Below are 23,612 nucleotides of genomic sequence, written 5' to 3' on the forward strand. Positions count from 1 at the left end.
CTCAATATTTTAATTATTATCTAAAGTATTAGAAAGTGATTCTCTTAATCCTTCATCGTGTAATGTTTCACGATCGAGTTTTTCTTCCTTACTAAATATTGTAGAATATGGGAACCACATATTATAAGCATAAGTTCCTTTAACGAGATAATCTGTAGAGCGCATGTAATAAGACATTTTATAATTTATTGGAAAAAACATTATAACTGCTAGAAGAAGAATTTTAATCTCATATATTGATTTTGATCTAAATATCAACTGCAATGTATTAGCATAATAAATGATGACAAAAGGAGCGAAATAATTTAAAAATCTTCCTAAACCTGAAATGACAATATATGCAAAGGATACAAAAAAATAAGCATAAATAAGTTCTTTAAAAAGATCATTATTACTATACTTGTTGTTATATCTATATATTATATATGGAATAATTATGAAAAGTAATATTTTATATAGTGTACCATAAAAATTCATGATAACGTTAGAATAATAATCAAATTTGTTGAGAGCATTATCTCCCAATAATGCAAATATTAATTGAATTGGAAAAATTAAACTCATTATAAAGAAAAAAATCGCCATTACAAAAAGCCAAAAAATTCCTCTTGAATTAAACTCAGCATTACGAAACAACGGGAAAACTAATAATATTGATGCTGAAAAATGGAACATGATAGCAACTATCACTAAAAGATAATATTTTTTCCATTTTTTGTTTAAGTAAAAGGGGTACATTAATACAAAAATCGCTACAGCTATCGATTCTCGCAAGATTTCAAAATTAAAATAGAAGTAAAAAAAAAGCGAATATATAGTTAATCCGATGTATTTATACGAAGTGTTCTTTTTAATAAAATTAAAAAAAACTGTATTAATAAAAATGGCATGAATGAATTGAAAAAACCAAAAATCTTTTGTTATCGTTTTACAAAATGAAAACACCAATACAAAAAATGGTTCCCATTTATAATCTTTAATGAATTCAAGATCTAACTCGAAGAGATTTGGTATATCTTCTTCAAAACTATTCTGATAACTAATTGAGTCTCCACCTACTTTCCACCTTAAAGTTGCAATCAAAATAAAAACGATCAAATAAAAATTATATACGGTATTTGACGCTCCATTTGATTTATTAAAATCAAACAAAAACACGCAGAAGATTATAGAAATAAAAATTAGTATGTAAATCATTCTGTAATTACAATATTTTTGTATTTTTTTATAGACAAATACATACTCCAAGAGTAAATGAGCAGCAATAAAAAAGTCAACCCGATTCTTGTTATTAAACCAAACTCAATGTACATTGACACTATACTAAGTAATAAAACTGGTAATAATAACAAAATAAAATAAATTTTATTAAAGGAAATATGATATAGATAGTTTGAAACTAACCAAGATAAAATTACGAGAAATACGTTCGTAACGATCATTGAAATTACAACTCCTTCTAAACCATAAAATTGAATTAAAATATAAAGTGATCCTAAATTCACTAAAAGTGAAACCAAAAATGTATATGAAAGAAATTTAGTTTTTTCTTTAAATTTGGGTCCAATATCTACTACCTCTTTAATAATGAATAAAGCAAAATAAAGCGAAAGTCCTCCTATAAATCTATGTCCTTCATAGAAATCTTTAGATACCATTAGACGAAAAATTTCTTGCGAAAACAAAGTAATCACACCGACGACAGCAAAAATCAAGGAGGATATAATAGGCAAAACCGATGCAAATATTTTTTTATTATTCTTCTTTTTAAACTGATCGAACATAAAAGGTCCCCACGCCATAACAAAAGCAGAATAAAACATTTGAACTCCTGATGCTAGCTTTAAAGAAACAGCATATAATCCAATTGCACCTAAACTTAAAAAACTTAACATAAAGAAACGATTAGCCTGAGAGAGCAACACACTACCTATTCTTGCAGGTATTTGCGGAAAAGCATAACGTGTCGTTTTTCTAATCACTTCTTTTGAATAATATAATACAAAGTACTTTTTTGTATAAATTAATACAAGAATAGTTGAAAATAAAAGAGAGAATAACTGCGCTAAAAAAACGCCGTAAAGCTCAAGTTTCTGAAAAATAACAAAAATGTAAACAAAAAGCAATGAGAGAATTAGTTTAATAATTATGATTAGAAGAAACTTTAAATTTTCACGCTCATAACGCAAAACCACAAGGCCATGCATACTAATATTAATTAATGGAAGCTGAAAAGCAGCAAGCCTGATAAGCTCTTCATAATGTTTATTCTCCAATAATGAAACAGCCAAATATGGTGCCAATAAATACATTATTGCAGCTACCAAAACAGAGGCTGCTAAAATGAAAATAAATACATTTGAAATCAAAAGTTTTTTTCTCAGCTCTTTTGATTCATAATAATATCTTTGAAGAGAGGTTTCTATTTGAAGCACTCCAAATATTGTGGCAATTCCGAGAATAACTGCTACCATATCTATTACACCATATTCAACTTTATTAAAACAACTAGTATAAATTGGTAATAAAATTAAACCTAGCAATCTATCTATAGATGTAGCTAATCCAAACGATAAAAATGATTTTATTAGATCTTTCATTAATTATTCTCTTCAACAAAAAATCTATTTAACCAATTTTCAAAATCAAAGCTAAGTACTTTACTAAGGTCTATTTCCGTGTACTCAGAATTAATAAAATCATATAAATTTTCAAATTTATCAACTCCTAAAACAAAAACATTGCTAGAATTATAAAAAGGCTCCTTCATAATTTTAGCATCATTTGTAATAAGTTTTCTTTTTAGGAATATGGCTTCCATTGGCCTTAATGTCATTCCATTATTATCTTCCGGAACCAGATCTAGTATACATTTGGATTTAGAAACTAATTGAAGGTATTTTTTATAAGGAATAGGCTTTATTGAATCTAGACGTTTTTCATTTTTATCTGGAACTACATGAAAATAAGTTTTAATGTTATTTTCATTCATTATAGTATTTAATTCATTAAGGATTTTCTTCCTTCCTTTATTAATCCCTAAAAAAAGTAAATCAATTTCTTTAGCGGCTTCTTTTATTTTTATATCCTTAAAATAGAATGTAGTATTCTTTTTTAAGTTATATTTTTCGCAATCAACAGGGTCATAAGACCAAATTTCGCATAATTCTTTAGGAACAGTATCCGGATCTGCCATTTTTATAGCCGGATTCCAATACCAAAATATAATTTTTGCTTTGGGATTTTTCCTTTTTATGTAGTACAAGGGATAAAAATCTCGATTTGCAAAAAAAATAATGGTCTTGTAATCACTGCAATTTTTCAACCATTTTTCATACCAATAAATAGTACGAATATTTAAGAGTTGGAAGATTTTTTTTAATAGTCTATTTACGTAGTTAAGATTTTTATATAATCTAAAGACATCAACATTTTTTCGTTCGATAAAAGGCATAAAATATTCAACTGAATCATACACCAGCAATATTTTATTTTTCTCTTCTTTCATTTTTTACTTAATTATTAAACTTCACAACTTTTCCCGGCACGCCAACAACAACTGCATTGTCAGGAATATCATGTATTACAACTGAGTTAGCACCAATTGTTACATTATCACCAATTACAACTCCTCCTAAAACACAAGCCCCTGCCCCAATAAACACATTTTTTCCAATTGTTGGAGCTTCTCTCCCATTACGACCGGCAATGGAAACATTTTGATAAATTTTTGTGTAGTCGCCTATAATTGATTTTGGATGAATTACAACACCTAATCCATTATGTTTAAACACGACCCCTTTTCCAATATTAATTCTAAAAGGTATGTCGCAAGAATATATAACGCGAATATATCTTATTATTATATCTGGTAAAAAAGGAATTTTTTTTGAATACAAATAATTCATTAATCTTACTTTTCTCATTAATGAATTATTCCATCACGCAACTTTATATAGTCCCATATCTAAACATTTATGAAAATACTTTTTTAAAGTTTACCATCTGAAAAATTTAAAATCCCTTTTACATCATATACTATAGCCTTTTCCTTTTTTAAGTTATCAAATTCCAATTTTAAAAAGTCAGCATGCGCAACACCTAATACGATTGCATCAAAATTATCATTCGGTAACTCTGAAAGTGTTTCTATTTTATATTCATGAAAAACGTCCGCAGGATCTGCCCATGGATCATAGACTGTAATCTTAATACCATATTCTTTTAAGGAATTGATTACATCTACTATTTTTGTGTTTCTTACATCAGGACAATTTTCTTTAAAAGTAATTCCTAACATTAAAAGGCTTGAACCGTTTATTGCGATTTCATTTTTTATCATTAATTTAACCACCTGCGAAGCTACATATTCACCCATGCTATCGTTCAATCGTCTTCCTGCCAAAATAATTTCAGGATGATATCCAAATTCCTGAGCTCTTTGTGCGAGATAGTAAGGATCAACACCGATGCAATGCCCTCCAACCAAACCAGGTTTAAATGGCAAGAAATTCCACTTTGTACCTGCTGCCTCAAGGACGGCTTGCGTGTCAATATTCATTAGGTTAAAAATTTTAGCCAATTCATTTACAAAAGCAATATTGATATCACGCTGCGAATTTTCAATTACCTTAGCTGCTTCGGCAACTTTAATTGAAGGGGCAAGATGAGTCCCGGCAGTTATTACACTTCTATATAAAGCATCCACTTCTTCACCAATTTCAGGAGTTGAACCTGCAGTAACTTTCAGGATCTTTTCAACAGTGTGTTGTTTATCACCAGGATTAATCCTCTCCGGCGAGTATCCTGCAAAAAAATCAACATTAAATTTTAAACCTGATACTTTCTCAAGAACAGGAATACATTCCTCTTCAGTAACTCCGGGATAAACAGTAGATTCGTATATTACAATATCCCCTTTTTTAAGAATTTTACCAACAGTTTCACTAGCCTTGTAAAGTGGCGTTAAATCAGGTCTATTATTTTTATCCACAGGTGTTGGTACTGTAACAATAAACACTTGTGCTTCCTTTAAGTCTTCTAAAGAATCTGAAAAATAAAGTCCTTTTACCTCACTAAGACTATCAACTAAAACAGCTTTTAATATATCATCTTCTACTTCTAAAGTCGAATCATGTCCTGATTTTAAAGACGATATTCTTTCTTTATTGATATCAAAACCAATAACAGAATATTTTGTAGCAAACAATCTTGCCAAGGGCAAACCAACGTATCCTAAACCAATAATGGCAATTTTTTTCATTTTTTTTAATTTTTTAAATTATCGTAGTACCATTTAACGGCTTCTTTTAACCCTTTTTGAATAGAAAATTGCGGATCATAATTTAACAGTTTTTTTGCTTTATCTATGCTTGCCAGCGAATGGGGGATATCACCTACTCTATTAGCTCCATGAACAACAGTTACATCTTTGATTTTTGGGTCAAAATCAGATAAATATTCTTGCAATAAACTCACTAATTGTGTTAAAGTTGTCCTATCTCCAAAAGCAGTATTATAAACCGTATTTACCGCTTCAGGATTACTAGTAGTCATGGCGAGTTCATTCATTTGAATCACATTGTCTATATATGTAAAATCTCTAGAGTAGTTGCCATCACCGTTTATTACAGGACTCTCATAATTCATAAATTGGATTACAAATTTTGGAATTACTGCGGCATATACACCATTCGGATCCTGTCTTCTACCAAAAACATTAAAATAACGCAGCCCTATAGTTTCAAGCCCGTATGTTTTACTAAATATTTCTGCATAAAGTTCATTTACATATTTAGTAATGGCATAAGGAGATAAAGGTTTGCCTATTACATCCTCCACTTTCGGTAAACCAACAGAATCTCCATAAGTTGAAGAGCTAGCTGCATAAACAAATCTTTTTACTTTTTCATCTCTTGCTGCAACAAGCATATTTAAAAATCCGGAAACATTTACCTCATTAGTGGTTATAGGGTCGTTTATAGATCTAGGAACTGATCCTAATGCCGCTTGATGCAATACAAAATCAACTCCAAGAACGGCACTTTTACAGTCCTCAAAATTTCTAATATCTCCTTCAATTAATTTAAAATCTGGATTAGAAATATGCTTATCAATATTTTGTCTGTTTCCAGTTGAAAAATTATCTAAGCAGACTACTTGGTATTTCTTAAGTAGAAAGTATTCACATAAGTTTGACCCAATAAATCCTGCGCCACCAGTTATCAAAATTTTCATATAATATTTTTATTTTTTAAATATTTTTTAAGCAACATATATAGAACAGCCAAAAAACCAAATAAAAAGCCACCCAAAAGAATTCCTTTAATTTTTCCCACTTTGTCTTTTTTCAAAGGAAAAATTGGTCTATCAATAATCTGAATCAAGGGGGTTTCACGACGTAAAGTAACTTTCGCTAACTCGGTTTGTTTAATCAATTCTGCTAAAACAGCTCCATCGGCCTGAACATCAACTTGTTTTCGGGAAGAAGGTATTCTCTTAACATTTAATGCAGGATTTAAATTAAATGTATTATCATTTGCTATAGCAACACCTGCTATTGCTTGATTAAGTTCATTTCTAATTGAATCCGTTTGTCGCTCTAGTATAGTCATATTCATACGAGCTTTTTTACTTTTTGTATCTATATAAAAATTAGATACTTCTTTAGCAAGAGCTTCAGTAAAATATTTTGCAAAAACTTCATTTGTGTATACTACATCAATATTAACAATTGATATCTTTTTGTTTTTTTGAGCTACACTCAAAACATTTTCCGACAAATCTTTATACATTACACCTAAGATACTATCTTGTACACGTGTAAAACGCGTATTTCCCTTTTTTGGCAAGAATTGGACTTTTGCAAGTTGAGTATCATCTTCCCATTGTTCTCTCCAATTGTGATCTTGAATATATACTTCGGCCAAAGAAGTTTTTGTACCATCAATGTTAATTGGGTTTAATAATGCCTTCTCAACCATTGATCTTGATTTAAAAAGCTCTGGTAAATTTGCTCCCACAAAAGCTCCTCCTCCGCTCCCACCTATGTCAAAACCGAGTGAACTGGCAAATCCTAATGCACCTCCTAATCCTCCACCAGAATTTCCGTCGTCTTCAAGGGCAAATGATAAAGTTGCAGTATAAATTGGTTTTCTAATGTAAGAGTAACCTAACCCTAAAAGTCCTCCCAGTAATCCAACAATAACAATAATTTTCCATTTAGAAAGTAAAAATTGATATTCAATTTTTGATTGATCGATAATTTCTTTTAATGTTATTTCATTATCAATGACTGTATCATTCTCTTTCATAAGAAGTCTCTAAATTATTTAAACGCGGTTACTATTAATAAAGCCAAACTGGTAATTACACTCCCAATACTCACCCATTCCCCTGTACTTAGTTTATTTGTTTCAGGTTTTTCAGGAACAACTATTTGCGAATCTGGTTGTACTTTCGGATATGACCTGAAAAACAAAAATGAATTAGTTACTGACGCCTGACCATTTGGATAAATAATATATGCTTTCTTTTTCCATCCCTTACTATCTACACCCCCAACAGCATTTATATAGTATTTTAAGTTTTTACCATTTCTGTATGGAATCTCTGAGGTCAATAAAACATTTCCGGTAACCTTTACACTTTCATTATATGTTGCGATTATAATTTCATCACCAGGAAATAAAGTAACATTTGAATAATGATTCTTGTCCTTAACAATTTTTTTCCAATCAATTGGAATCGTTGCATATTTCACATCTTCCTCAATTTTCTTTACTAGTGCTTCATCTAATGTGTCATTCTTAGATAAATTCAAATCAATACTCTTTATTTTATCGATTTGCTCTTGTTTGATTGGTCTTTTGATTTTCATTCCGGCAGAGTTTGCGACTGATGTCAATCCGCCTGCCCGCATTACGACATTATAAACAGTTTCTTTTTTATTTGCCAAAACATATTTACCTGGATAAGAAACAGCTCCGCTTATAATAACCATCTGTGGTTTTTCATAAACTGCAATTCTTCTAATATTAACCACATCAAAGGGCTTCAAAATGAAATTTTTCACCTGTTCATTATTATCTGCCGTAATTTCGAATTCGACCAATTCAACACGTTTCGGATCATTATCATCTATTATATCAGATTTTACCATTCTTGCTATTTCAACTCTTTTAGATGCAGAACCGGTTAGACCACCCACCTGAACAATTAAATCATTCAAGGTTAAGTTCTCAAAATAATCATAAGTTCCTGGATTTTTTACCTCACCATCAATTGTAACTTTATATTCTTCTCTAAAATCCAGAATAGAGTAAACGGTCACTATATCTTCTCTTTTCAATTCAAGATCAGCATTTAAGTCTCCAGATAATGCCCCACTTAAATCCACATTTACAATTTCAGTTGTTAAATCAGTTTTTAGTCGAATGATTCTGGCTCTTTTTGTATAGGCATCTTCTTTCAATCCTTCTGCTCTGGTAATAAGGTCAGAAATTCTCATTCCTTCTGTGAAAGAATAATAATCTGGTCTAAAAACGGCGCCTTCAATTTTGATACGATTTTCGAAGCGATTTAAGATTTTGGTAACTTTAAAAACATCTCCAGATTGAGGATAATAACTAGAAAACTGTGCTTCATTTATATCATGAACTTTATATTCTTTTCCTGTTTTTTGCACAACATTTACTGAGGCTGTATAAGCAAATTCATTAAAGCCAGAAGCAAAACTTAAGAGATCAGTAAAAGTTTCTCCTTTTTTAACTTCAAATATCCCAGGTCGTTTCACCTGTCCTTCTACAGTTACTCGCTGACTATAAGCAGGAATTCTAATAACATCGTTATCTTTTAAGTTGACATTGTCTGATTGATCGCCTTTTACCAGAAATCTATAAATATCTACATTTTTGTAGACTTTATTATTTCTTATCAATTCAATATTTCTGTAGCTTCCATTTTTGCCAGGCCCTCCAGCAAGATGCAATGCATTATAAACTGTGGCAAGTGAGGAAATAGAATAATTTCCCGGCTGTTTTCCGCCAACAACTGTAATTTTTATAGTACGTATTCGGCTTAAACTGATACTAACCTGAGATTGTCCTGATTGAACAGAGCTATATACTTTTGCAATAGCTGCTTTAATTTTCTGTGTCGCTGCTTCAACCGAAATTCCTGAAACGGCAATCTGCCCAACATATTGAATACTGACTTTACCTTCAACACTTACAGGAATACTGGCATTATATTCCTGAACTCCATAAACACTTACTTGCAACTCATCTCCAGGTCCTAAGATATAATTCATTGGTGTTGCCAACTTTAAATCTGGTTCAAAATTCAAAGTAGGATTATCAAAAAGTTCTGATCCAAAAATTAAGGCATTAGAGGAATCTTTAACTTTATTATTTACAATGTTTTCCTGCTCTCTTCCAAATTGCGTTTTGTTGTTTTTAAACTGATCAGCTTTAGCATCACTTCCCGAATTGTAAGATAAATCTTTTACTCTGCCTTTTAACTTATCAAACTCTGTCTGGCTCATTCCCTTTGAAAGTGCCATTGGTTCAGCCTCATCAATAGTCATATTGTTGCTTTTTAATTGAGCTGCTATTTTTACAATATCTTCCTGGGATAGATAATCGACTTTTACCGTACTCAAATCTTTAGATTTAAGCATGTCCTGTGCATGTACACTAAAAGACAGCAATAGAACAAAAAATAGAGTAAGAACGTAAGTTATCTTTTTCATATTAAATTATAATTTTAAACCAAAGGGGCCTTAAATAGTCCTGTTTTTTTTACGAATATTGTTTTTTATAGTATTCTTTGTATGTCCCCGAAGTTACATTTTGAAGCCATTCTTCATTACTTAAGTACCAATTAATTGTTTTTTCCAATCCTTCTTCAAAAGTTACTGATGGTTTCCAGCCTAGTTCCTTGTTAATTTTTGAAGCATCAATCGCATAACGCAAATCATGCCCAGGTCTATCTTTTACATACGTTATCAATTCTGCTGAAGCTCCTATATTCCTACCTAATTTTTGATCCATAATTTGGCATAACAATTTAACCAAATCTATATTCTTCCACTCATTAAACCCGCCAATATTATAAGTTTCATGATTTTTTCCCGCATGAAAAACAAGATCTATAGCTATAGCATGATCTTCTACAAACAGCCAATCTCTTGTATAATTACCGTCTCCATAAACTGGCAATGGTTTATTATTTATGATATTGTTTATGAAAAGTGGAATTAATTTTTCCGGAAAATGATAAGAACCATAATTGTTGGAGCAATTTGTCAAAACATAAGGCAAACCATAAGTTTCACCATAAGCTCTAACAAAATGGTCTGAACTTGCTTTTGAAGCAGAATAAGGAGAATTAGGATCGTATGGTGTAGTTTCTGTAAAAAGTCCCTCAGCCCCAAGCGAACCGTAAACTTCATCTGTACTTATATGATAAAAACGCTTATCATCAAAATTATCTTTCCATTGATTTTTAGCCGCATTTAATAAATTCATGGTTCCGATAACATTTGTCTTAACAAATGCCAACGGATCTTTAATTGAACGATCAACATGTGATTCAGCCGCTAAATGTAATACTCCGTCAAAATTATGGACAGAAAAAAGTTCATTTATAAATGTTTCGTCGACAATGTCTCCTTTTATAAAAGTATAGTTTGAATTATTCTCAATATCTTTAATGTTCTCCAGATTTCCAGCATAAGTTAAAGCATCCAAATTAAATATTTGATATTCTGGATATTTATTAACAAAACGTCTAACGACGTGAGACCCAATAAAACCAGCACCTCCTGTTATAAGAATTTTTTTCATTTTAAATATAAGTTTAGTTTAGTAAATCAGAATTTTGCTTTTCCAACTCACTATAAATATCTTTCACATTTTGTGAATTTTCTTTTTGCAAAATTAAATTAACTGAATCTGTATAAACAAAAATTGTATTTCTTAATCCTAAGAAAACAGTATGTTTTTCAGATCCAATAACCATATTCCCATTTTTATCAACAGGATGATTTTTTGAAACCAAATAATCATATACTGATTCAAATGACCCTAAATCTGACCATGAAAACGAAGCTGGAACTACTTTTATTTTCTTACTTCGTTCCATCACTGCATAATCAATACTAATTGACGGAATTTCTAATGATAAATCTAAGTCTAAAAAACCATCTTTATTTGTCTCCCAGACCGCCCTTGACTTTTCATAAACATCAGGCTGAAATTGCTTTAATTCTTCCAATAATACCCCAGCTTTGAAACAAAACATACCACTGTTCCATAAAAAATTTCCTCTCGAAATAAATTCTTTTGCAGTGGTTTCATTTGGTTTTTCACGAAAAGAAATCACTTTATCTCCCTTAGATTCAATATACCCGTATCCGGTTTCTGGTTTAGTTGGTATAATTCCAAATGTAACAATAAAACCTTCTTGTGCTTTTTTAACAGCATCATTGATCGCCTCATTATAATTTTCCATTTTATCAATAATATGATCAGAGGGGGTTATAATTAATACATCTTGAGGATTAGATGCAAATGCAGCAAATGCTATTGCTGCAGCAGTATTTCTTGGTGTCGCTTCGACAATATTGATATAGGAAGTTTGGGTTTTCCCCATCACTTTACCACTTAAATGATGATTATCAATATTTCCTACAACCATCACTTTATTCGCTAAATGACTATTGCGGTCGACCGTCATTTCAAATAAAGATTTTCCTTCAAATATTTCTAAATATTGTTTTGGCTGGCTTTTTCGCGAGAGAGGCCATAATCTACTTCCTACTCCGCCAGTCAAAATTACATGTGTAATAGATTTATCTATATTCATATTTTTTTTTAATAAAAAGCACTGTTGCTATTAAGTATCCAATCAGCCTTAATCTCAGACCATTCTTTACATCAAATAGTTAGCTACTTGTTTTTGTAAGTTTGAAAAATTTAGACTTAAAAATTTTAAATCCTAACTTAAAACAAAATAGAAAATTTTTCTTTTAAAATTGAATTTAACATTGTTAATCTTTCTCTTTTAACTTCCTCCATATCCGAGAGAGGATCATATACCGTGATGATATGCCTTGTTATATTAATACTTTTATTATATCAGCAGTTTTAGTCACCAATAAATCCATACGATACCGTAGTACCAAGTATTAGAAGGTTATTCCATTAACAGAAATCCCTTTGCTATCATCAACTTTACTACTTGTGAAGCGATACTCTCGCTAATGCAGTTATTTAAACGTGGACCTACAAAAAATATTTCAGAATTGCAGCAAACTATTTTATTCTAATTGAACTCATTAAAAAGAATCTAAACTGAGTATGTTCACTAAAAAATTCTGACTTTATAGCTCGCAATATAATTTTAAGGAGCATAGCTTGTAACCAAAGTAATAACTGAGACTTTAATATTACATTCCGTTTACACTACTTTTTCACAAGATCCAGTAACTTAACTTCACGGCTTCGCCCCTCTGAGCCACAAAAACTGGCACAGATACTTTAAAATCATTTTCAGCAAATATAGCATTTTAAGTCAATTTATTCAATACGGTTTCCCGTAATACGCAAAAAACAAATCACAAAAAAAAACTTAAAATTACCAACTCACTATCAATCAGTATGTAAAAAAACACATAATAAAAAAAACAGCTAATAAAATGTATATATCTAACATTTCATCAACCGTTTTTGATTTTTTTAGTATGAAACACCTAATTATTTATATTTCACTTTTAGAACACAACCTAGAGATTCCAGTATCAAAATATAATGTGTTTTCGAAACTTCCTGTACAATTGCATCCTGATTACTAAAAGCTCCCGATTCTAATTTTATTTTATCTCCCACCTGAATTGCAGAGACCGTAACATCAATCACATCTGAAGCCTGAAGACTTGTCTTAATAATACTAATTTCCTCATCTCGCACTACAGCAGGTTTCCCTAGCCAAAATAAATATCGAATTACACCTGGAACAGTAAAAACTGAATTTTTCTCAATTTCAGGTAATTGAACAAATACATAAGAATTAAAAAGAGGTACAACAACCTTTTTTTTCCTATCTGACCACTGCTTAATTTGTGTAACTGTTGGGCAGTAACACTCTATCCCAATTTGATTAAGTTTTTCTGCTACTTTTTTTTCCCATTTGGGTTTTGTATATAAAACATACCAAGTCATAATTTGTCTTTATATTGAAATAAAACGTTCGCATCTTCCTTCATTCATTTCCTTTTAAGTGTACTTCAATATCAATAGAAACTAAGAACCTATTCCCTTGTAAATAAATCCAATTTCTTCCAGTTTTCTTGCATTTAATATATTTCTTCCATCAAAAAGAAATGCGGGTTTATGCATAGAATTATATATTTTTTGCCAATCGTAAGCTGTAAACTCATCCCATTCAGTAAGAATTGCAATAGCATGAGATCCTTTAACTGCTTCATATGGATCATCAAATACAGTTAACGCTGTACCATTTTCTTCAGCTGTTCTAGTTCCTAAATAATCTAAGTCATTAAGCATCTTGCTTCTTGAAACTTTAGGATCATAAACCGAAATTTTAGCTTGCTCGTTGACCAAATCATCGGCTACATAAATAGCAGCAGACTCTCTGGTATCATTTGTATCCTTTTTGAAAGCCCAACCTAAAAATGCAATTTTTTTATCCGCCACAGTATTATATAATGTCTGAACGATTTTATTTGAAAATCTTCTTTTTTGATGATCATTCATTATAATGACCTGCTCCCAATAATCTGCTACTTCATTTAAACCATAAGATTTTGCTATATAAACCAAATTCAAAATGTCTTTCTGAAAACAAGACCCTCCAAAGCCAACAGACGCTTTAAGGAATTTTGGACCAATTCTGGAATCCATTCCGATTGCTCTTGCAACTTCATTAACATCAGCACCAGTCTTTTCACATAATTCAGACATTGCATTTATAGACGAAATTCGTTGTGCCAAAAATGCATTTGCAGTAAGTTTAGACAACTCTGATGACCAAACATTCGTCGTTAAAATTTTATCTTTTTCAACCCAATTTGCATAAACATCAACCAAAGAATTAATAGCTGACTCACCTTCCGGAGTAGTATCGCCTCCAATTAAAATTCGGTCTGGGTTTAACAAATCCGTTACTGCTGTTCCCTCAGCCAAAAACTCGGGATTTGACAAAATTTGAAACTGAACACCATTTCCTGTATTATCTAAAATACTTTTAATAGCTTCAGCTGTTCTTACTGGCAAAGTCGATTTCTCTACAACAATTTTATTTTGCTTTGCCACTTTTGCAATTTGTCTGGCGCATAATTCAATATATTTTAAATCAGCCGCCATACCTTTACCTTTTCCATAGGTTTTGGTTGGTGTGTTTACTGATATAAAAATCACCTGTGCTTCATCAATTGCTCTATCCACGTCTGTCGAAAAGAAAAGATTTCTCCCTCTGGCCTCAGCTACAATTTCTGAAAGACCTGGTTCATAAATTGGAATATTATCAGTATTTGGATCATTCCAGTCTTTAATTCTTTGTTCATTCAAATCAACGACAGTGACTTCAATATGTGGGCATTTTTGAGCAATTACCGCCATCGTTGGACCTCCAACATAACCTGCACCAATGCAACAAATTTTTGTAATTTTCATTTATTTTACTGTTATCTTAATCTCGGGTTTGTTTCAGGTTATTCTAACACCGTTTCACAGCTTTTCATATTCCCTTCATGCAACGGAATCGAATCATAACCTGATATGCATTTACTTTATCTCTGCTTACTTAAAAACTAGTCATACAACTACCTCTCTGGGAATTAAAACTGTATTTGAGATGATACTTTCATCTATGACATATTATTTTTAGTGAATTTGTTTAAAATAGTTTTCCAAAAACTTAATTTAACTTCTTCATCATGATATCCGTTTGAATATGAACCATAGCCATAGCCATAACCAGATCCATACTTCGCTTTATTTTCATAACCATTAAAAACAATACTGGCATTGTTAAGTTCTCCTCTTTTTATTCTAGTATTTAACAACGATATCATGTCTTTTTTAGTATAGTTTTGTCTTACAATATACAAGGTAACATCAGCATATTGAGCCAATTCTATTGCATCAGAAACCAATCCAACCGGCGGTGTATCTAAAATTATATAGTCATATTTTTGCTTCAGTTCATCTATCAATTCTTTCATTGCATCGCTTAAAATAAGCTCAGAAGGATTTGGCGGAATTGGCCCTGAAAGGATAACATCAAGATTCGCAATTTGAGTAGGATTAGTAATTTCATCTAAACTATTTTGTTTAATTAAATAATTTACAACACCTATTGAATTCTTCAAATTAAATTCATCTGCTAGTCTTGGTTTTCTTAAGTCCAGACCAATAATCACTGTTTTCTTTTCACTTAAAGCAAAAACAGTTGCTATATTAATCGAGCAAAATGTTTTTCCTTCCCCGCTAATAGAAGAAGTTATCATTAACGTTTTAGAGCCACTAACCTGTTGTTTTTTATACAAAAACTGTAAGGATGAGCGAATAGTTCTAAAACCTTCAGAAAGCACCGACTTAGGCTTATCAAATACCGCCAGACTCACGTTATCTTTATTAATACCAATAACACCAATCAACGGAATCTGCGTCAACTTACTAATATCGTCAGTATTCTGAATTGAATTATTTATAAAGAAAATTCCAAAAACAAACAATAATGGAATCAACAAACCTAGAAAAAGAGCCAAAACATAATTTACTGAGGTCTTAGGTCCAATTAAACCACCTCCAATATCTTTTGCTGGATCTATAAAATGAATATCGGATAAATTAGAAGCTTTTACGATTTCTGCTTCATTTCGTTTTTGAAGAAATTCAGTATAAATATTGTCATTTAGATCATACTTTCTTTTAATTTTCAACAGTTCCTGTTGCTCTTCAGGAAGCCTTTTTACCGTATTTTCTGCCTGACCAATTTTAGCATTTACCAAAGACAAATCATACAATAATGACGCTTTTGCGGAAGCTATATTTTCTAACAGTACACTTTTAACGGCCTGCATCTGATTATCAAAATCTTTAAAAATCTTTTCACTTTTTACTGCGTACGCCATTTCAGATCTTTGTGTTGAAAGCGCTATAAGTTTTGAGACACTGGCAACAATATTTGGATCCTCAATTCCTGCAACAGACGGAGCTGGTAATCTTGAATAATCTACACTATTATTCAAATACATTTTTAGGGAATTATAATAAGCTATCTTTCTGGAAACCAAATCCCTTTCTACATCAAAATCCATAATTTTATCAGAAAACTTAGCGCCACCACCTTCTATTTCGTAGATATTCTTATCCTTTCTAAATGATTTTAATTCATTTCCGGTTTCTTTTAATTGAGATTCCATTGCAACAAGAGTACTATCAATGAATCGTATTGTATTAGTAGCAAACTGATTTTTACCGTCAAGTTGAATTTTGATCAGCATTTTCACTGTCGCATTCAGATATTCGACCATTCGAGCCTTATTAGTTCCCTGCATTCCTAATGTCAATATCGAACCTCCTTTATCGTCCGAATCAACATTAATACCTCTATAACGAGAAACTGTTCCATCAAAATCATTGAATCGAACAAAGTATTCATTACCGTTATAAATACCTGGATTATCATTAATCTGTAATTTCCAATTTAGAAACGGAAGTAAAACCTGTTCTCCAACTTTGTATTTTTTCACAAATTCGGCTGGCTGAACAGCTGTACTGGAATATGAATTATCCGAATAATTAATCAATGAAACTGAATTCTGTTCAAATGGAATTCTAATTTCATATTCATTAGGGCTTAAAAATTTTATACGAATCAGAACATTCGCAAGCTGACCTTTCGATTTATCAATATCAACATAAAATGGAACCGCACCATAAGAATCTGTCAAATTATACTTTCCTTGTGTAAAATAATCAATATAAAACTGTAGCTTACTTACAACTAACTCATTGTGAGACCTTGATTGTAAAATTGTTGATATTCCGTTTACCTGATCTGAAATTCCTCCCCAATTAAAAACTAAACTTGTGTTAGATGTAAAAAACGGATTACTTTCTTCCTTTATAGAAATCATTGTTTTCATTCCGTAAATCTTTTCTTTACGAATGTTTACCTGATAGGCGATAGTAAATGCAATGATTAAACTAACCAAAAACCATTTCCAGTAACTAAGAATCTTTAGTATAAACCCTTTAAAATCAAAATTTGAATGATTTTCAAAAATGGAAAAATCTTTTATGTCTAACATTTATTGAATTTACTTTAGTTTTTGATAATTAAATACACTGTTGTCGCCAATGACAATAAGGTAATTATAGTACCGATTGACTGAATACCAGTTTGTCCCGTTCCCCAAGTTTTCTGTCTCAAAGGTTTTACGTAAATATAATCGTTGGGTTGTAAATAATAATAAGGTGATTTCATTACGTTAGCATCTGTAAGATCAATTTCATTCATTTGAACTCCAGTTGGAGTTTGACGAACTATCATTACCGCTTTTCTATTACCCACAGTAGTTATATCTCCTGCGTTAGCAACTGCCTCCATAATATTTACATGCGACTGAAACAATGTTTTTGTCCCTGTGCTTCCAACTTCTCCATTTATTGTATATCTAAAACCGGCAAGTTTTACTGTTACAAAAACATTTGCTTCGCTTTTAAAATATTCTTCTAGTAATTTTTTCTCAATTTTAACCCTAACTTCTTCAAGAGTATAGCCAATAACATTTATTTCTCCTAAAATCGGCATTCGAATATTACCATGATCATCAACCGTAAATCCGTCAAAATACAAAGCGGATTCAGACTTTGCTGTTGTCGCATTTTCTGTGGTATTAAAAATCGCAACCAGTTTTGGATCAATTGCCTTTATATTAACACTTATAATATCATTTACCTGCAATCTGTACGGTTTAGATTCAACTGCAGAAACCGTATTTTGCTCACCTGTACTATTTTTATCTTGCAAATACCATAGATCCTTTACAGGGATACAGGATGTAAAAAGCATACTAACTAATAGTACAATATAAAAGCCGTTTCTTGTCATTATTAAAAAATTTATCGCAAATATAGCTTTTCCTTTAACTTTCAGGAAATCTAACTTTTATTTAATCTTATTTAGTTGTTTTTGAAAGTTTTTTCAAACGGAACACGATGCAAAATACTTCTTCCAAGTGTAATTTCATCAGCATATTCTAATTCGTCACCAACAGCAATTCCTCTGGCAATTGTTGAAATTACAATCTCAGATTCAGCAATTTGTTTATAAATATAAAAATTTGTAGTATCGCCCTCCATAGTTGAACTAAGTGCAAAAATAATCTCTATTACCTTTCCACCTTTCACTTTTTCAACCAAACCGGAAATATTTAACTGACTTGGACCAACACCTTCAATTGGCGAAATCTTACCCCCAAGTACATGATAGATTCCTTTATATTGACCTGTGTTTTCGATAGCCATTACATCCCGAATATCTTCAACCACACAAATTGTCTGATGATTTCTTGCAAGGTTGGCACAGATTTCACAAACTTTTGTATCTGAAATATTGTGGCAACTCTCACAAAATTTAATATCTTCCCGCATGTTTAATAATGCCTGAGACAAAAAACCGGTTTGTTCTTTCGGTTGTTTTAGCAAATGAAGAACCAATCGCAATGCCGTGCGTTTACCAATTCCCGGTAATTGAGACATTTCATTAACTGCTTTTTCTATTAATTTTGATGAAAATTCCATGACGACAAAAGTAATACTTTAATGTTTCTTTTTAGTGCCGATAGAAGTGGAAATCCTATTGCTTTCTATTAAAAAACAAAAAAATTACTTCCCCCTGCTTTAATTTAATTAGAGTTCCCTGAAGTTTGCTTAAAAATGATAGCGGAATTAGCTCTTAAAAAACTTAATATTGATTAGTAGCCAATAAGACCAAAGTACAAGCAACTTCAGCCTTGATATTATTCAGCTCTAACAATTGATATAATTCCGGATTTTCAGTTCCAGGATTAAAAACAACTCTTTTTGGCTGCGCTTCGATAATATAATTATAATAATCGCGCTGACGGGCAGGATTTAAGTATAAAGTTACAGTATCTATATTTTTAACTGGAATTGCTTTCGTGTAAATTTTCACTCCGGCAACCTCGCCAGTATTTTGACCAATTGCCAATACCGTATGTCCTTTTTGAACCAACATATTTATAGCTCTATAAGCATATCTATCTGATTTTGTGGTAGCTCCAAGAACTAAAGTTTTCTTATTTTTCATTATTTTAGAATATTGTACAAAAGTAATCAAAAAGAACGAGCTTGTTTTAGGTTATTAATGTAGAATTGGAGTAATAAAAAACATTATCCTAACATGAATTTACTTTAAACAATTAAAAATTATCTATTTTTACAGTACTAACCCAAACTTTATGGATCTTTTCATTTATTTATTTGCTGCACTTTTTTCTGTTTTAAATCCAATTGGTACTGTTCCAATATTTGTAGGCCTTACCCAACATGACTCTCAAAAAGAACGATCCCGTATTTCATTGTGGACAGCTATAAATGTTTTCATTATTCTCATTGTCTCTTTTTTTATCGGTCAATATGTTCTGACTTTTTTCGGAATTAGTATTGATGCGCTTCGAATTGCCGGCGGAATTGTGATTGTAAATTCAGGTTTTTCTTTACTTTCCGGCAAATTCAATAAAAAGAGAGGAATTAATAAAAAGATTGAAAATGAAGCTCACCAAAGAAATGACATTGCTTTAACTCCATTAGCTATTCCTATGTTAGCAGGACCAGGTTCAATATCATTATTGATTGCTTTCTATCAGGAACATCACCAAATGAATGAAATTATTATTTCGAGTTTAGCCATTTTAGCAATTGCAGTTGCCATTTTTGCCATTTTAAAAAGCGCTCATTATTTAGCCCGAATATTAGGTGCTTCAGGAATTGTCGCAATTTCCAGAATTGTTGGATTTATCGTAATATCAATTGGTATTCAATATATAGTAAGTTCAATCATTAACATTATCAAAGGAAATCTGATGTAAATAGATTTACCTTCACCTAAATAAAAAGGGATATAACATAACATTATATCCCTTTTTTATATTCTATGGATTCCTTTAATTTCTTGGTAAAAATACTTCAGCCATCATACATCTTGCGCTTCCTCCGCCGCAAGCTTCAATAGTATCCAAGCTTGAGCTTAAAATTTCAGCATGATTTTCTAGTTGAGCAATTTGTTTTGGTGTCAAACTTTGATGTGCCGATGCACTCATAACAATGTATTTCTTGTCATTTGCACCTCGAACTTCTAACATATTTCCTGCGAAATTATTCACCTGTACTTCTGTGATTAGAATAATCTCTTTTTTATCGGCTTTTAAATTTTCAAGAACCATTTTACGCTCTTTTTTATCATCGATACAATCAGCACAGATAACTGCAAAAGTTTCACCCAGGCACATCATCACATTTGTGTGATAAATTAATTTACGTTCACCGTCAACAGTTTGAAATGCTTCAAAAATTACTGGAGCGTAATCAAAATCTTCACAAAACTCTATGAATAATTCTTCATCAGCACGTGGAGATAATGCGCAATATGCTTTTGCATTGGCACGATCCAAAAGCAAACTCCCTGTTCCTTCCAGAAAAAAACCATCTTCCTCAGCAGATGTATAGTCCATTATATTAGAAATCTCAAAACCTTTCTCTTCAAGCGTATCTAGAATGTCTTCACGACGTTCCTGACGACGATTTTCAGCAAACATAGGATATAATGCTACATCTCCATTTTCATGAAAAGAAACCCAATTGTTTGGAAAAATACTATCTGGAGTATCAGTCTCCAAATTATCGTCTATAACCGTAACATCAACTCCAACAGCTCTTAGTTTTTCCACGAAAACATCAAATTCTTGCTGTGCTTTTGCATTTACTGTACTTGGCAAAAGTCCGTCTAATACTTTTTGATAGTAATTATTCACTGCCGTTTGCTCATTCATTCTGAAAGCAACTGGACGAATCATTACGATTGCATTTGTTGTTTGTCTCATTTTCTTTATTTTTTTGTTTCAAGTTTGCTTCGCCTGTTCGAGCAATGCTCTCGGGTCAGGTTTCAAGTTTCGTAACCAACCTGAAACTTGAAACCTGAACTTGAAACTTTATTTTCTAATCTCTAATTAATGGTAAAGTGGAACATCTCAACAAACCTTCCTGCTTTGCAATTTCAGCATATGGAATTTCTTCAACAGTAAATCCATTAGCGCGAAGCCAATTGTTCAGACGGGTAAAATTTTTCTCAGAAACCACTACATTTTCATCTATTGAAAAGACATTTGAAAACATATTATACATTTCGTTTCTTTCAATATGAAATAGATTTTCTTTTCCAAAAAGATTTACCAAATAAAGATAATCAGCCTCTTCACGGAAACCTCTTTTATAAATTATTCCTTTATCTTTTCCAACAGGCTGAAAACAACAATCTAAATGCAAAGCATTATCACGAGCTTCTAATTTAGACTTTACTAAATCAAATTCTTTGACAATTTTATTAGGGAATAATTCTTTAATATATTTTACACCGTGCATATTAGTTCTTGCAGTGATGTAATCTTTATAATCACTTCCTTTATAAGTTCCTATAAAAATATGGTCATTCCAAAGCATTACATCTCCACCTTCAATATGAACTTCCTCAGGAGGACGAACTACTTTTAGAGGATTCATTTGATCGATTACATATTGAATTGCATCTAACTCACGTTCTCTATCAGGTAAAATATTTGATTTTACAAAAACATCATCAATTACAAAGCCAATATCCCTTGCAAATATTTGATTGTAATTTTCAATCATTTCCGGACGATAAACAGTTACATCATATTTTTGAAAAACAGCATTAAAAGCATTCATTTCAACAACCATATCCTCTTCAACAGGATAGGTACCAGCTTTAATATGTTCCAATGATTTGGGATCATAGGCTTCATCAATAGATGGAGTTGGCCCATTATGAACGGCTGAACCCAAAACTACTGCACGCAATCTTGACGTTTCGTTCTTTATATTTAATTGCAACATAACTCTATTATATTTTGAGCAAATATAAAAAAAGCTTCACAGTTAAGTGAAGCTTTAAAGTTATTTTATTTATTAGACTTAAAGTCTCTTAAAGGATGTCCTGTATAAATTTGCCTAGGTCTTCCGATTGGCTCTTTATTTTCACGCATTTCTTTCCATTGCGCGATCCAGCCTGGCAATCTTCCAATAGCAAACATTACTGTAAACATATCAGTCGGAATTCCTAGTGCTCTGTAAATAATTCCAGAATAGAAATCTACGTTTGGATACAAATTTCTTGATTTGAAGTAATCATCTTCAAGAGCTGCTGATTCTAGCTTTTTAGCGATTTCTAAAATAGGGTCATTAACACCTAAAGTTTCTAATACTTCTTTAGCTGCTTTTTTAATAATTTTAGCTCTTGGATCAAAGTTTTTGTAAACTCTGTGACCAAATCCCATTAAACGGAAAGGATCATTTTTATCTTTTGCTTTCGCTAAAAATTTATCAGTATCCCCACCATCTTTATTGATTTCCTCCAGCATTTCTAGCACTGCTTGGTTTGCACCTCCATGAAGAGGTCCCCAAAGTGCCGAAACTCCAGCTGAAATAGAAGCAAATAAACCAGCATGAGACGAACCAACCATTCTCACTGTAGATGTAGAACAATTTTGTTCGTGATCTGCATGAAGAATAAACAATTTATCCAAAGCATCAACTATAATAGGATTTGCTGCATAAGGTCCAGTAGGCAATTTAAACATTAATTGCATAAAATTATCAACATAGCCGGTTGTGTTATCGTAATAATTTAACGGATAACCCATTGATTTTCTATAAGTCCATGTAGCGATTACAAGAAATTTCCCCATTGTTTTACAAATGGCCTCGTACATTTCTTTTTCATTATCTACATTTACAGCTTTTGGATTAAATGCTGTTAATGCACTTGTCAAAGCTGACAAAACACCCATTGGATGAGCTGTTTTTGGAAATCCATCAATGATATTTTTCATTTCTTCGTTTACCAAAGTATGTTTTTTAATACCATTTTCAAACTGCTCTAATTCCTGAGCTGTTGGCAATTCTCCAAAAATTAAAAGATAGGATACTTCAAGAAAACTAGCTTTTTCAGCCAGATCTTCTATTGAATACCCTCTGTAACGCAAAATTCCTAATTCTCCGTCTAAGAAAGTAATTTCACTTTTGCAAGAACCAGAATTTTTATATCCAGGATCAATTGTGATAATACCAGTTAAATCACGTAATTTGTTAATATCGATAGCTGATTCATTTTCACTCCCTGTAATTACCGGAAGCTCAATTTTTTGACCATCTACTTCTAATGTAGCTATTTTTGACATAATATATCGGAAATAAATCTTTAAAATAATAATTTATCAAATCTAAGGAATTTAAGACTAATTAAAAAAGGAATACTGCTAT

General features: G+C 31.5%; 20 protein-coding genes. 1 reads left to right on the forward strand and 19 read right to left on the reverse strand.

Annotation, left to right across the window (positions count from 1 at the left end; translation table 11 throughout):
- Nucleotides 1-9: 9 nt before the first annotated feature.
- The 16 genes from AC3ITQ_RS01965 to AC3ITQ_RS02040 form a co-directional block, all read right to left on the reverse strand.
- Nucleotides 10-1,197 (reverse strand): EpsG family protein, encoded by a 1,188-nt coding sequence (locus AC3ITQ_RS01965; RefSeq protein WP_489236614.1) that lies wholly within the window; start codon nucleotides 1,195-1,197, stop codon nucleotides 10-12.
- Complete coding sequence (locus tag AC3ITQ_RS01970; protein WP_489236615.1) at nucleotides 1,194-2,600, reverse strand: lipopolysaccharide biosynthesis protein; 1,407 nt, start codon at nucleotides 2,598-2,600, stop codon at nucleotides 1,194-1,196. Before AC3ITQ_RS01970 ends, AC3ITQ_RS01965 begins: the two co-directional genes overlap by 4 nt.
- Nucleotides 2,600-3,508 carry a WaaS/CpsH family glycosyltransferase gene (locus AC3ITQ_RS01975; protein WP_489236616.1) on the reverse strand — a complete coding sequence of 303 codons (909 nt, stop codon included), beginning with the start codon at nucleotides 3,506-3,508 and terminating at the stop codon, nucleotides 2,600-2,602. Before AC3ITQ_RS01975 ends, AC3ITQ_RS01970 begins: the two co-directional genes overlap by 1 nt.
- Before the next feature lie 7 nt (nucleotides 3,509-3,515).
- Nucleotides 3,516-3,926 (reverse strand): serine O-acetyltransferase, encoded by a 411-nt coding sequence (locus AC3ITQ_RS01980; RefSeq protein ID WP_489236617.1) that lies wholly within the window; start codon nucleotides 3,924-3,926, stop codon nucleotides 3,516-3,518.
- Between the two features lie 65 nt (nucleotides 3,927-3,991).
- Nucleotides 3,992-5,263 carry a nucleotide sugar dehydrogenase gene (locus tag AC3ITQ_RS01985; RefSeq protein ID WP_489236618.1) on the reverse strand — a complete coding sequence of 424 codons (1,272 nt, stop codon included), beginning with the start codon at nucleotides 5,261-5,263 and terminating at the stop codon, nucleotides 3,992-3,994.
- 5 nt (nucleotides 5,264-5,268) lie between these two features.
- On the reverse strand, nucleotides 5,269-6,237 hold the full coding sequence (locus AC3ITQ_RS01990; RefSeq protein WP_489236619.1) for an SDR family oxidoreductase: 969 nt from the start codon (nucleotides 6,235-6,237) through the stop codon (nucleotides 5,269-5,271).
- Nucleotides 6,234-7,313: a Wzz/FepE/Etk N-terminal domain-containing protein gene (locus AC3ITQ_RS01995; RefSeq protein ID WP_489236620.1), complete on the reverse strand. Its 1,080-nt coding sequence runs from the start codon at nucleotides 7,311-7,313 to the stop codon at nucleotides 6,234-6,236. Before AC3ITQ_RS01995 ends, AC3ITQ_RS01990 begins: the two co-directional genes overlap by 4 nt.
- Before the next feature lie 14 nt (nucleotides 7,314-7,327).
- Nucleotides 7,328-9,751, reverse strand: a complete 2,424-nt coding sequence (locus AC3ITQ_RS02000; RefSeq protein ID WP_489236621.1) for an SLBB domain-containing protein — start codon at nucleotides 9,749-9,751, stop codon at nucleotides 7,328-7,330.
- Nucleotides 9,752-9,800: 49 nt separating this feature from the next.
- Nucleotides 9,801-10,847: a dTDP-glucose 4,6-dehydratase gene (gene rfbB, locus AC3ITQ_RS02005; RefSeq protein ID WP_489236622.1), complete on the reverse strand. Its 1,047-nt coding sequence runs from the start codon at nucleotides 10,845-10,847 to the stop codon at nucleotides 9,801-9,803.
- Nucleotides 10,848-10,860: 13 nt separating this feature from the next.
- On the reverse strand, nucleotides 10,861-11,868 hold the full coding sequence (locus AC3ITQ_RS02010; protein WP_489236623.1) for a mannose-1-phosphate guanylyltransferase: 1,008 nt from the start codon (nucleotides 11,866-11,868) through the stop codon (nucleotides 10,861-10,863).
- Nucleotides 11,869-12,758: 890 nt separating this feature from the next.
- Nucleotides 12,759-13,223 carry a UpxY family transcription antiterminator gene (locus tag AC3ITQ_RS02015; protein ID WP_489236624.1) on the reverse strand — a complete coding sequence of 155 codons (465 nt, stop codon included), beginning with the start codon at nucleotides 13,221-13,223 and terminating at the stop codon, nucleotides 12,759-12,761.
- 81 nt (nucleotides 13,224-13,304) lie between these two features.
- On the reverse strand, nucleotides 13,305-14,696 hold the full coding sequence (locus tag AC3ITQ_RS02020; RefSeq protein WP_489236625.1) for a UDP-glucose 6-dehydrogenase: 1,392 nt from the start codon (nucleotides 14,694-14,696) through the stop codon (nucleotides 13,305-13,307).
- 194 nt (nucleotides 14,697-14,890) lie between these two features.
- Entirely contained in the window at nucleotides 14,891-17,341 is a 2,451-nt protein-coding gene (locus AC3ITQ_RS02025; RefSeq protein ID WP_489236626.1) for an exopolysaccharide transport family protein, read from the reverse strand.
- A gap of 14 nt (nucleotides 17,342-17,355) precedes the next feature.
- Complete coding sequence (locus AC3ITQ_RS02030) at nucleotides 17,356-18,144, reverse strand: polysaccharide biosynthesis/export family protein (RefSeq protein WP_489236627.1); 789 nt, start codon at nucleotides 18,142-18,144, stop codon at nucleotides 17,356-17,358.
- 71 nt (nucleotides 18,145-18,215) lie between these two features.
- Nucleotides 18,216-18,836 carry a recombination mediator RecR gene (recR, locus tag AC3ITQ_RS02035; protein ID WP_489236628.1) on the reverse strand — a complete coding sequence of 207 codons (621 nt, stop codon included), beginning with the start codon at nucleotides 18,834-18,836 and terminating at the stop codon, nucleotides 18,216-18,218.
- 163 nt (nucleotides 18,837-18,999) lie between these two features.
- Nucleotides 19,000-19,365 carry a CoA-binding protein gene (locus AC3ITQ_RS02040; RefSeq protein WP_375033702.1) on the reverse strand — a complete coding sequence of 122 codons (366 nt, stop codon included), beginning with the start codon at nucleotides 19,363-19,365 and terminating at the stop codon, nucleotides 19,000-19,002.
- Between the two features lie 151 nt (nucleotides 19,366-19,516).
- Between AC3ITQ_RS02040 and AC3ITQ_RS02045 the strand changes: the two genes are divergently transcribed.
- Nucleotides 19,517-20,146 carry a MarC family NAAT transporter gene (locus AC3ITQ_RS02045; protein WP_375033703.1) on the forward strand — a complete coding sequence of 210 codons (630 nt, stop codon included), beginning with the start codon at nucleotides 19,517-19,519 and terminating at the stop codon, nucleotides 20,144-20,146.
- Nucleotides 20,147-20,221: 75 nt separating this feature from the next.
- Here the strand turns inward: AC3ITQ_RS02045 and ctlX are convergent, their stop codons facing one another.
- From ctlX to AC3ITQ_RS02060, 3 genes are all read right to left on the reverse strand, one after another.
- On the reverse strand, nucleotides 20,222-21,157 hold the full coding sequence (gene ctlX / locus AC3ITQ_RS02050) for a citrulline utilization hydrolase CtlX (protein ID WP_489236629.1): 936 nt from the start codon (nucleotides 21,155-21,157) through the stop codon (nucleotides 20,222-20,224).
- 115 nt (nucleotides 21,158-21,272) lie between these two features.
- Nucleotides 21,273-22,187: a dimethylarginine dimethylaminohydrolase family protein gene (locus AC3ITQ_RS02055; RefSeq protein WP_489236630.1), complete on the reverse strand. Its 915-nt coding sequence runs from the start codon at nucleotides 22,185-22,187 to the stop codon at nucleotides 21,273-21,275.
- Between the two features lie 65 nt (nucleotides 22,188-22,252).
- Entirely contained in the window at nucleotides 22,253-23,530 is a 1,278-nt protein-coding gene (locus AC3ITQ_RS02060; RefSeq protein WP_489236631.1) for a citrate synthase, read from the reverse strand.
- Nucleotides 23,531-23,612 lie beyond the last annotated feature (82 nt).

It is taken from the genome of Flavobacterium sp. KH_001 (genome assembly GCF_057840745.1).

Bases quoted from the DNA above. Each gene is read 5' to 3' on its own strand.
- AC3ITQ_RS02045 (WP_375033703.1), top strand. From the start codon at position 19,517: ATGGATCTTTTCATTTATTTATTTGCTGCACTTTTTTCTGTTTTAAAT.
- AC3ITQ_RS02000 (WP_489236621.1), bottom strand. From the start codon at position 9,751: ATGAAAAAGATAACTTACGTTCTTACTCTATTTTTTGTTCTATTGCTG.
- AC3ITQ_RS02060 (WP_489236631.1), bottom strand. From the start codon at position 23,530: ATGTCAAAAATAGCTACATTAGAAGTAGATGGTCAAAAAATTGAGCTT.
- recR (WP_489236628.1), bottom strand. From the start codon at position 18,836: ATGGAATTTTCATCAAAATTAATAGAAAAAGCAGTTAATGAAATGTCT.
- AC3ITQ_RS02010 (WP_489236623.1), bottom strand. From the start codon at position 11,868: ATGAATATAGATAAATCTATTACACATGTAATTTTGACTGGCGGAGTA.
- AC3ITQ_RS02025 (WP_489236626.1), bottom strand. From the start codon at position 17,341: ATGTTAGACATAAAAGATTTTTCCATTTTTGAAAATCATTCAAATTTT.
- AC3ITQ_RS01975 (WP_489236616.1), bottom strand. From the start codon at position 3,508: ATGAAAGAAGAGAAAAATAAAATATTGCTGGTGTATGATTCAGTTGAA.
- AC3ITQ_RS02030 (WP_489236627.1), bottom strand. From the start codon at position 18,144: ATGACAAGAAACGGCTTTTATATTGTACTATTAGTTAGTATGCTTTTT.
- AC3ITQ_RS01980 (WP_489236617.1), bottom strand. From the start codon at position 3,926: ATGAGAAAAGTAAGATTAATGAATTATTTGTATTCAAAAAAAATTCCT.
- AC3ITQ_RS01970 (WP_489236615.1), bottom strand. From the start codon at position 2,600: ATGAAAGATCTAATAAAATCATTTTTATCGTTTGGATTAGCTACATCT.
- AC3ITQ_RS02040 (WP_375033702.1), bottom strand. From the start codon at position 19,365: ATGAAAAATAAGAAAACTTTAGTTCTTGGAGCTACCACAAAATCAGAT.
- AC3ITQ_RS01990 (WP_489236619.1), bottom strand. From the start codon at position 6,237: ATGAAAATTTTGATAACTGGTGGCGCAGGATTTATTGGGTCAAACTTA.
- AC3ITQ_RS01965 (WP_489236614.1), bottom strand. From the start codon at position 1,197: ATGATTTACATACTAATTTTTATTTCTATAATCTTCTGCGTGTTTTTG.
- rfbB (WP_489236622.1), bottom strand. From the start codon at position 10,847: ATGAAAAAAATTCTTATAACAGGAGGTGCTGGTTTTATTGGGTCTCAC.
- ctlX (WP_489236629.1), bottom strand. From the start codon at position 21,157: ATGAGACAAACAACAAATGCAATCGTAATGATTCGTCCAGTTGCTTTC.
- AC3ITQ_RS02020 (WP_489236625.1), bottom strand. From the start codon at position 14,696: ATGAAAATTACAAAAATTTGTTGCATTGGTGCAGGTTATGTTGGAGGT.
- AC3ITQ_RS01995 (WP_489236620.1), bottom strand. From the start codon at position 7,313: ATGAAAGAGAATGATACAGTCATTGATAATGAAATAACATTAAAAGAA.
- AC3ITQ_RS01985 (WP_489236618.1), bottom strand. From the start codon at position 5,263: ATGAAAAAAATTGCCATTATTGGTTTAGGATACGTTGGTTTGCCCTTG.
- AC3ITQ_RS02055 (WP_489236630.1), bottom strand. From the start codon at position 22,187: ATGTTGCAATTAAATATAAAGAACGAAACGTCAAGATTGCGTGCAGTA.
- AC3ITQ_RS02015 (WP_489236624.1), bottom strand. From the start codon at position 13,223: ATGACTTGGTATGTTTTATATACAAAACCCAAATGGGAAAAAAAAGTA.